The 8,143-nt window shown below is 65.2% G+C and carries 10 protein-coding genes; all 10 read left to right on the top strand.

Annotated elements, in window-relative coordinates:
* Positions 1–194: 194 nt before the first annotated feature.
* The 10 genes from J2X19_RS24225 to J2X19_RS24180 all read left to right on the top strand — a co-directional run bounded on the left by J2X19_RS24225 (position 195) and on the right by J2X19_RS24180 (position 8,054).
* Positions 195–713, top strand: coding sequence for a nucleoside deaminase (locus J2X19_RS24225; protein WP_310377047.1), 519 nt, complete (start codon positions 195–197; stop codon positions 711–713).
* Between the two features lie 59 nt (positions 714–772).
* On the top strand, positions 773–1,429 hold the full coding sequence (locus tag J2X19_RS24220; RefSeq protein WP_116605735.1) for a TetR/AcrR family transcriptional regulator: 657 nt from the start codon (positions 773–775) through the stop codon (positions 1,427–1,429).
* A 150-nt stretch (positions 1,430–1,579) separates the two neighbouring features.
* Positions 1,580–1,882 carry a 2Fe-2S iron-sulfur cluster-binding protein gene (locus tag J2X19_RS24215; RefSeq protein WP_310377046.1) on the top strand — a complete coding sequence of 101 codons (303 nt, stop codon included), beginning with the start codon at positions 1,580–1,582 and terminating at the stop codon, positions 1,880–1,882.
* A 22-nt stretch (positions 1,883–1,904) separates the two neighbouring features.
* On the top strand, positions 1,905–2,492 hold the full coding sequence (locus tag J2X19_RS24210; protein WP_310377045.1) for an NAD(P)H-dependent oxidoreductase: 588 nt from the start codon (positions 1,905–1,907) through the stop codon (positions 2,490–2,492).
* A gap of 10 nt (positions 2,493–2,502) precedes the next feature.
* On the top strand, positions 2,503–3,816 hold the full coding sequence (locus J2X19_RS24205) for an amidohydrolase family protein (protein ID WP_310377044.1): 1,314 nt from the start codon (positions 2,503–2,505) through the stop codon (positions 3,814–3,816).
* Complete coding sequence (locus J2X19_RS24200) at positions 3,813–4,268, top strand: RidA family protein (protein ID WP_310377043.1); 456 nt, start codon at positions 3,813–3,815, stop codon at positions 4,266–4,268. Before J2X19_RS24205 ends, J2X19_RS24200 begins: the two co-directional genes overlap by 4 nt.
* 32 nt (positions 4,269–4,300) lie before the next feature.
* Positions 4,301–5,164 (top strand): creatininase family protein, encoded by an 864-nt coding sequence (locus J2X19_RS24195; RefSeq protein ID WP_310377042.1) that lies wholly within the window; start codon positions 4,301–4,303, stop codon positions 5,162–5,164.
* Between the two features lie 81 nt (positions 5,165–5,245).
* Entirely contained in the window at positions 5,246–6,250 is a 1,005-nt protein-coding gene (locus J2X19_RS24190; RefSeq protein WP_310377052.1) for an ABC transporter substrate-binding protein, read from the top strand.
* Between the two features lie 77 nt (positions 6,251–6,327).
* Positions 6,328–7,152, top strand: coding sequence for an ABC transporter ATP-binding protein (locus tag J2X19_RS24185; RefSeq protein WP_310377041.1), 825 nt, complete (start codon positions 6,328–6,330; stop codon positions 7,150–7,152).
* Positions 7,149–8,054 carry an ABC transporter permease gene (locus tag J2X19_RS24180; RefSeq protein WP_310377040.1) on the top strand — a complete coding sequence of 302 codons (906 nt, stop codon included), beginning with the start codon at positions 7,149–7,151 and terminating at the stop codon, positions 8,052–8,054. The genes J2X19_RS24185 and J2X19_RS24180 overlap by 4 nt, the downstream gene beginning before the upstream one ends.
* Positions 8,055–8,143 lie beyond the last annotated feature (89 nt).

Genomic DNA, 8,143 nt, shown 5'->3' with positions numbered 1-8,143 from the left:
CTCATGCATCTGGATATGAATACGCTGGGCAAACCATGAGCTATGTGTTTACTATGTCCTCGCACACCTGTTACCTAGGTACCCGGTCCATACAGCATGCCAAATGCATAGCAAAAACACCCGCAACGGCGGGTACGCAGACGCCTACCGTTGCACAAACAAGCCCGCCATCACCCCACCAACGGAGACTCCCCATGCCCGCCCTCACGTCTGCACCACCCACAGAAACCACGCTCAGCAATGACACCGATGGCACCTATCTGCGCCAGGCCATCGCCTGGTCCTGCACGGCGCGCGCGCGCGGCAACCGCCCGTTTGGCGCTGTGGTCATTGGTGCTGGCGGCGAACTGCTTGCCGAGGCCTACTGCAACACCACTGAAACTGGCGACTGCACAGGCCATGCCGAAACCAATGCCGTGCGCCAGCTCAGCCCACGTGTGGGCCGCGACACCCTGGCCCGGGCCACTCTGTACTCGTCAGCAGAGCCGTGCGTGATGTGCGCGGGCGCCATATTTTGGTCTGGCATAGGACGCGTGGTGTTTGGCATTGATGCCGTGCGCCTGCGGGTTTTTCGCGGCGAGCGGGCAGAACAGCGCGATGCAGAGCTGTCCTGCCGCGACGTGTTCGCGGCATCCCCCCATCCCATCGAGTGCATAGGCCCGACCCTGATCGATGAGGCAAGCGTTCCCCACATCGGTTTCTGGAAAACGTGAAGCGGGCAGAATCGGCACCGTCTCTGTCCGCTCCCCTTCAACCCTTGCGCCCCCCGTCCATGACCGAACCTGAAGCCAATGCCCCATCCGGAGCACTCCTGAACCGCGTCAAACAAGGCCGTGAACGCATCCTCGACGCCATCCGCGAAGCCGCGATCGCCGAGTTCAGCCGCCATGGCTTCAAGGGCGCATCCACCAAAGCCATTGCCGAACGTGCCGGGCTGACCAAGCCCCAGCTGCACTACTACATCAGCAGCAAGGAAGAGCTCTATGAAGAGCTGCTGTATTCGGTGCTCAATGGCTGGTCCGGCGCCTTCATCTTTGACAGCAACAGTGACGACCCCAAAAAGGTACTCACCAGCTACGTGCGCAAGAAGCTCGACTACGCACTGGACAACCCGGGCCTGTCGCGCATCTTTACCACTGAGGTGCTCGGCGGCGGGCGTAACCTGGGCAAATACTGGCCCGTGGCCGTGAAGTCCACCCAGCAGAAGGTGGAACTGATCAACCGCTGGATTGCCGAGGGCCGCATGCGCGCCGTCAACCCCACGGTGCTGCTCATGCAGATCTGGGGGATGACGCAGCACTACGCCGACTACGGCGTGCAGGTGCACATCATGCTGGGCCTTGCGCCCGACGAAGCCATCGACCGTGAACCTGTCGTGCGCGAGCTCACCACTTTTGTGCTGCTGGGCTGCGGCCTTGCACCAGATTAAAGACAGATGCCCGCTTGTGGGCACCCATCCGGTCCACAAACCTCTTTGAAGCCCCGGCGTACCCCCTGCGCCGCGCGCAAACCCGCACCAGGCCTTGCTGGCACGCCATTTGCAATAGTTTGACCAATCGATCAAATCAAATGGTCAAACATGCAAATCTCAGCCACGGCAGTCCCTCTGCCCGCCACCGAACAGGCTTTTGAACTGGTGCTCGCGCGCAGCCAGATACGGCTGCCCGTGGCGCCCGGCGAAAGCATGGCCGACGTACTGCAGCTCGCCGGCATCGCCATCGACACGCTGTGCGAGCAGGGCGTGTGCGGCACCTGCGCCACGCGCTGGCTCACAGGTACCCCCGACCACCGAGACAGTTGCCTAAGCGCCGAAGAGCAACTGACCCATGTAGCAGTGTGCTGCGCCCGTAGCCACGGCCCCTCCCTCACGCTCGACCTCTGACCCCAGCCATAGGTAGCCCGCCATGCGCATCCTCGTGATCTATTGCCACCCGGTGGAAACCAGCTACAACGCAGCCCTGCATGCCGAGGTGGTGCGAAACCTGCGCGCGGCGGGCCACGAGGTAGACGACTGCGACCTGTACGCCGAGGACTTCAACCCCGTGCTGAGCCGCGAGGAGCGCCTGGGCTACCACGAGGTGCCCAGCAACCGCCTACCCGTGCAGGGCTACGTGGACCGTCTGCTCAAGGCCGAGGCCGTGGTGTTCTGCTTTCCCACCTGGTGCTTTGGCATGCCGGCCATGCTCAAGGGTTTTTTCGACCGCGTGCTGATGCCCGGTGTGGCCTTCGACATCAGCGACCCGCAGAACGTCAAGCCCTCGCTCACGCACATCAAGCGCATTTCCGCCGTGGTCACCTACGGGCGCGCGCGCTGGACGGCCATGCTCATGGGCGACCCACCGCGTAAATCCATCACCCGCTACCTTCGTCTGCTTACGGGCGGTAAGGCGCGGGTGGACTACCACGCCTACTACCACATGAATGTGGCCACGCCCACGCGCCTTGAAGCCTTCAAGACCCGCGTGGGCCAGACCATGGCGCGCTTCGCGTAAGGGGACCGGCATGCTCGCCTCCAACGCCCCCGACCATATCTTGAACGCCCGCCTGCCGCGCTGGCTGCTGCCCCGCCCGTGGCCCATGCACGGCGACCAGCCCGCGCTGGCCGACCTGCACCTGGCCTACGGCCGTGTGGAAGCAATGGCCCCGCACGCCCCCTCCCGTGCGCTGCCGGAAGGCAGCACCTGGGACCTGGCCGGCGCCTTGGTGCTGCCCGGCCTGGTGGACGCCCACACCCACCTGGACAAGGCATTCACCCTGCCCCGCATGGGCACGGTCAAGCCCGGCCTGCTGGGCGCCATCGAGGCCATGATGGTGGACCGCCAGGGCTGGACCGAGGCCGACATCCGCGCCCGTGCCAGCCGCGCCCTGCAATGGGCCTACGAGGCCGGCACCATACACCTGCGCACCCACTGCGATTGGTGGGAGCCCGGGGCCCGCCCGTTGGCCTGGCACGTGCTGCGCGAACTGGCGCACGAATGGGCCGACCGCCTGGTGCTGGAGCGCGTGGCCCTGATCCCCCTGCACCTGTACGCCGAACGCGCCACCGCCATGCAGCTGGCCGCCACCGTGGCTTCCAGCGGCCCGGGCGCCTTGCTGGGCGGCTTTGTGCACTCCACCAACTGGAACCCGCAAGCTCTGCGCAACCTGTTCCAGGCCGCACAGCACCATGGCCTGAATGTGGACCTGCACGTGGACGAAGAGCTGCACCCGGGCGCCCAAGGCCTGGCCACCACGGCAGCACTGCTGAAAGAACTGCGGTTTGAAGGCCATGTGGTGTGTGGCCACACCTGCGCCTTAGCAGCGCAGAACGAAGCCACGGCCTTCGCCACGCTGGATGCTGTGGCACAGGTGCCCATCACCCTGGTCACCCTGCCCATCACCAATTTGCTGCTGCAGGACGCCACCACCGGGCGCACGCCGCGCCAGCGCGGCCTGACGCTGGTGAAAGAAGCCCGCGCACGCGGCATCCCCGTGCTGGTGGCCAGCGACAACGTGCAAGACCCGTTCTGCCCCGTGGGCAGCTTTGACCCACTGGAAGCACTGGCCTCCGGGGTGCTGGCTGCGCAATTGGACGCACCGTTTGACCAATGGTCCGAATCGCTGTGTCGCACTGACTGGCTGCGCCGGGGCGCCCCCATACTGCCACTGCAGGCAGATGAGCCGGCCGATCTGCTGGTGTTCACCCAAGCCGACCACTGGGGTTTCCCGTCGCGCACACACGCCCGTGTGGTGCTGCGCCACGGCCGCGTCACCAGCGGCCATCCCTCTGCCAACTGGCATGTGGCCCAAACCCAATCCCAAAGGAGCATGGCATGAACACCCCAGGCATCGCCCAGCCATTGGCCCGCTACGCCGCGTGGCGCCGCGCAGGCGACATGGTGTTCCTCTCAGGAATCATTGCCGTGGACCCCGCCGCCAGCCGCATCGTGCGCGGCTATGCCGACATCCCCGACGACGCAGCCACGCTGATTGGCCGTACCGGCGAGTTCAGCAGCGACATCAAGGAAGGCCCGATCCTGGCGCAAAGCTGGTATGTACTGGACCGCATCCGCCAGACCATCGAAGCAGCGGGCGGGCAGATGTCCGACGTGATCAAGCTGGTGCAGTACTTCAAGAACCTGGACCACTTTCCCCAGTACAGCCGGGTGCGCAAGCTGTTCTTCCCGGGCGAACCACCGGCATCCACCGTGGTCGAGGTTAGCGGAGTGCTGCCCACCCCCGACATCCTCATCGAGGTAGAGGCCACCGCCTATCTGCCTCAGCGCTAGCGACCTTCCCCATCAACGAAAGACCCCACCCCATGCTGCATGGCTACAACCCGCCCCACCGCTACCTGCCCTATCTGAGCTGGACCGAGATCGTCGACCTGCCAGACAAGGAGAACACGGTCATCGTGCTGCCCACGGGCGCCACCGAGCAGCATGGCCCCCACCTGCCTTGCGCGGTCGACACCGTGATCAGCGCGGGCGTGGTCGGCCATGCCCTGGCCCGCCTGCCGGCCGAGGTGCCCGCGTTTGCCATGGCGCCCATCACCTACGGCAAGTCGGAGGAGCACTTGCACTTTCCGGGCACCGTCACTCTCAGCGGCGAGACCCTGCTGGCCACCATGAACGAGGTGGGCGAGTCGGTCTACCGCGCGGGCTTTCGCAAGCTGCTGTTCGTCAACGGCCACGGCGGCCAGCCGCAGGTGATGGAGATGTGCGCACGCGAGTTGCGCCTGCGCCATGGCGACTTCATCGTCGTGCCCAGCTTCACCTGGCGCGTGCCGCACGTGGCAGGCAAATACCTGTCGGACAAGGAAAAGAAGCTCGCCATGCACGCCGGCCACGCAGAGACGGCGCTGATGCTGGCCCTGGCACCCGACACCGTGCACATGGAGCGCGCGGTAGTCAACTACCCGCCCGTCTTCGAGTCACCCTTGCTTTCGCCCGACGGCCGCCCAGCTTGCGCCTGGAGCGCGCGCGACTTCGGCCCCAGCGGCATCATCGGCGACCCGCTGCCCGCCACAGCCGAGCAGGGCCACGCCATCCTCGATTCGCTGGCCGTGAGTTGGGCCGCCGCCATCACCGAGCTGCACCACCTTCAGTGGGCCGCACGCCCCGAGTCCACCTGGGGCCGCGCCAACCACACCGGCCATGTGGAGGCCTCGTCCGCACTCGCCTGAAAACTGCGAAATCCCCGCACCCCCATCGTTTCCTGAACCCCGTTCCGCCCCCTCCCACCACCCTACCGGAGTACTGCCATGATGAAAAAGACTGCCTCCCGCCTTTACAAACCTGGTGCAACCGCCCTGCTCGCTCTAGGTGCATTCGTCACCATGTCGGGCACCGCGCACGCGCAGGAAAAATTCACCTACATGACCAATTGGTACGCGCAGGCCGAGCACGGTGGCTTCTACCAGGCGCTGGCCACGGGCCTGTACAAGAAGTACGGCCTGGACGTGACCATCAAGATGGGCGGCCCGCAGGTCAACATCGTGCAGATGATGGCAGCAGGCCAGGCCGAATGCGTGATGGGCTCCAGCGACCTGCAGATGATCCAAATGCGCGAGGGCGGCGTGCCCGTGACCACCGTGGCCGCCGTGTTCCAGAAAGACCCGCAGGTGCTGATCGCACATGAGGACGTGAAGAAGTTCGAAGACCTCAAGGGCAAGACTATCCTGATCGCCTCGGCCGCGCAGCGCGGTTACTGGCCGTGGCTCAAGGCCAAGTACGGTTTCAGCGATTCGCAGACGCGCCCCTACACCTTCAACATCCAGCCCTTCGTGGCCGACAAGAACACGGCCCAGCAGGGCTACCTCACGTCCGAGCCCTTCGCCATCGCCAAGGCCGGAGTGAAGGCCAACACGTTGATGTTCAGCGACCAGGGCTACCCCGCCTACGCCACCACGGTGTCGTGCATGGACAAGACCCTGAAGGACCGCAGCGCCGCCGTGGCCTCGTTCGTGAAAGCGTCGATGGAAGGCTGGAAGAGCTACCTGGCCGACCCGGCCCCTGCCAACGCCCTCATCAAGAAGGACAACCCCAACATGACCGACGAACAGCTGGCCTACAGCGTGGCCAAACTCAAGGAGATGGGCATGGTCACTGGCGGCGACGCGGCCGGCCTGGGCATCGGAACCATGACCGATGCGCGCGCCAAGGCGAGCTACGACTTCTTGGTGGAGTCCAAGCTCATAGACCCTGCCAAGGTCAAGCTAGCCGAAACGTACACGACCAGCTTCGTCAAGGACCTGAAGGTCCTGCCGTAAGCCCGTCCTGCCCTGAAACAGCGGTCGCTGCCCTGCCCATTTGGCGGGGCCGGCCGCATCCATCGAAAGGCGACACCATGAGTTCCGCTGAGCCCTCTCCTTCTGCGCCCCACCGCGCCACGCCGGCCGTGCAGGTCCTTTCGGCCGAGAAGACCTACCCCAACGGCACGCAGGCCCTGCTGCCGGTGGATCTGACCATCCAGGAAGGCGAATTCGTCACCCTGCTTGGCCCTTCGGGCTGCGGCAAGAGCACGCTGCTCAAAATGGTGGCGGGCCTGCTGGAGCCCACCGACGGCCGGCTGCAGCTGTGGCGCAAGCCCGTGGCGCAGCTGGAAGAAAGCGGCAAGAAGATGGCTTTCGTTTTCCAGTCGCCCACCCTCATGCCTTGGGCCAGTGTGCAGACCAATGTGCGCCTGCCGCTGGACCTGGCGGGCGTACCACGCCCGGAGTCCGATGCCCGCGTGGCCGAGGCGCTGGCGCTCGTGGGGCTGTCGAAGTTTGCGACCGCGTTACCCCGTGCATTGTCGGGCGGCATGCAGATGCGCGTGTCTATCGCGCGCGGCCTGGTGACCCAGCCGGACTTGCTGCTCATGGACGAGCCCTTTGGTGCGCTGGACGAAATCACGCGCCACAAGCTCGACGCCGACCTGCTGGACCTGTGGCGCAAGAAAAAACTGACGGTGATTTTCGTGACGCACTCGATCCACGAAGCGGTATTCCTGTCGAATCGCGTGGTCATGATGGCCGCCCGTCCAGGCCGCGTGGTGGAAGAGTTCCACATCGACGCGCCCTACCCCCGCACGGCCGACTTCATGGTGTCGCCCGAATTCAGTCGCTACGCCAAGCTGCTGCAAGACAGCCTGCTGCGCGCCAGCGCAGACACCGATGAGGCCCTGGCATGAGCACACCCTTTCCCATAGCATCTGCCACCCCCGTGGCGCCACCCCGCAGCGCGCGCAGCGCACAGCCCACCCGCGCGCCGGCACCGCACCGGGCCGCCGCACGGCGCATCCCGCTCATGGCGCAGCCCCGCGTGCAGCGTGTCGTGTACCCGCTGCTGGTGGGCCTGGTGCTGATTGCGCTATGGCAAGGCCTGGTTACGGGGCTGGAGCTGCCCCCCTACTTGGTGCCTTCTCCGTTGCTGATGATGAAGACTCTGTTCACCGACTGGGCTGCGCTAGGCGCCTCGCTGTGGGTCACTGTCAAGATCACCGTGCTGGCCTTCGGCGTGGCCACGGTGGCCGGGGTATTGATTTCGTTTTTGTTTGTGCAGAGCAAGCGCATCGAGACGGCTTTGTTCCCCTACGCCGTGCTGCTGCAGGTCACGCCCATCGTGGCCGTGGCGCCGCTGATCATCATCTGGGTGAAGGACCCGATGGCATCGATGGTGGTCTGTGCGGCGCTTGTGGCGCTGTTTCCCATCATCAGCAACACCACACTAGGCCTGCGCAGCGTGGAGCCTGACCTGCAAAGCTACTTCAAGCTCAACCGCGCTACACGGCTGCAAACCCTGGTGCGCCTGCGCATCCCGAGTGCACTGCCCTACTTTTTTGGCGGGCTGCGCATCTCCAGCGGGCTGGCACTAATCGGTGCCGTGGTGGCCGAATTCGTTGCCGGCACAGGTGGCACGGGTGCGGGCCTGGCCTACCAGATCCTGCAGGCCGGCTTTCAGCTCAATATCCCGCGCATGTTTGCCGCGCTGCTGCTGATCTCGCTCACCGGCGTGGCGCTGTTCGTGCTGATGGCCTGGCTGACCCGCCTGGCTCTCGGAAGCTGGCACGCCAGCGAAAACTCGCAGGACTGAGCCCCAAATATCCCGCCACCACGCCGCGCCATATGCGCGGTGGGAGGCCCCTTTTTGCCCAACGAGGCCGATTCATCCATGAGAGACAC

This window comes from Rhodoferax ferrireducens (genome assembly GCF_031458075.1).
In the GTDB taxonomy this organism is placed as follows: Bacteria; Pseudomonadota; Gammaproteobacteria; order Burkholderiales; family Burkholderiaceae_C; genus Rhodoferax_B; species Rhodoferax_B ferrireducens_A.
Note: the sequence above shows the minus strand (reverse complement) of the source record. Positions and strands in the feature narration are given on the sequence as shown.

What these genes read in the sequence shown, in the direction of transcription:
- J2X19_RS24190 (WP_310377052.1), top strand. Translation starts at nt 5,246, where the DNA reads ATGAAAAAGACTGCCTCCCGCCTTTACAAACCTGGTGCAACCGCCCTG.
- J2X19_RS24185 (WP_310377041.1), top strand. Translation starts at nt 6,328, where the DNA reads ATGAGTTCCGCTGAGCCCTCTCCTTCTGCGCCCCACCGCGCCACGCCG.
- J2X19_RS24205 (WP_310377044.1), top strand. Translation starts at nt 2,503, where the DNA reads ATGCTCGCCTCCAACGCCCCCGACCATATCTTGAACGCCCGCCTGCCG.
- J2X19_RS24210 (WP_310377045.1), top strand. Translation starts at nt 1,905, where the DNA reads ATGCGCATCCTCGTGATCTATTGCCACCCGGTGGAAACCAGCTACAAC.
- J2X19_RS24225 (WP_310377047.1), top strand. Translation starts at nt 195, where the DNA reads ATGCCCGCCCTCACGTCTGCACCACCCACAGAAACCACGCTCAGCAAT.
- J2X19_RS24180 (WP_310377040.1), top strand. Translation starts at nt 7,149, where the DNA reads ATGAGCACACCCTTTCCCATAGCATCTGCCACCCCCGTGGCGCCACCC.
- J2X19_RS24220 (WP_116605735.1), top strand. Translation starts at nt 773, where the DNA reads ATGACCGAACCTGAAGCCAATGCCCCATCCGGAGCACTCCTGAACCGC.
- J2X19_RS24215 (WP_310377046.1), top strand. Translation starts at nt 1,580, where the DNA reads ATGCAAATCTCAGCCACGGCAGTCCCTCTGCCCGCCACCGAACAGGCT.
- J2X19_RS24200 (WP_310377043.1), top strand. Translation starts at nt 3,813, where the DNA reads ATGAACACCCCAGGCATCGCCCAGCCATTGGCCCGCTACGCCGCGTGG.
- J2X19_RS24195 (WP_310377042.1), top strand. Translation starts at nt 4,301, where the DNA reads ATGCTGCATGGCTACAACCCGCCCCACCGCTACCTGCCCTATCTGAGC.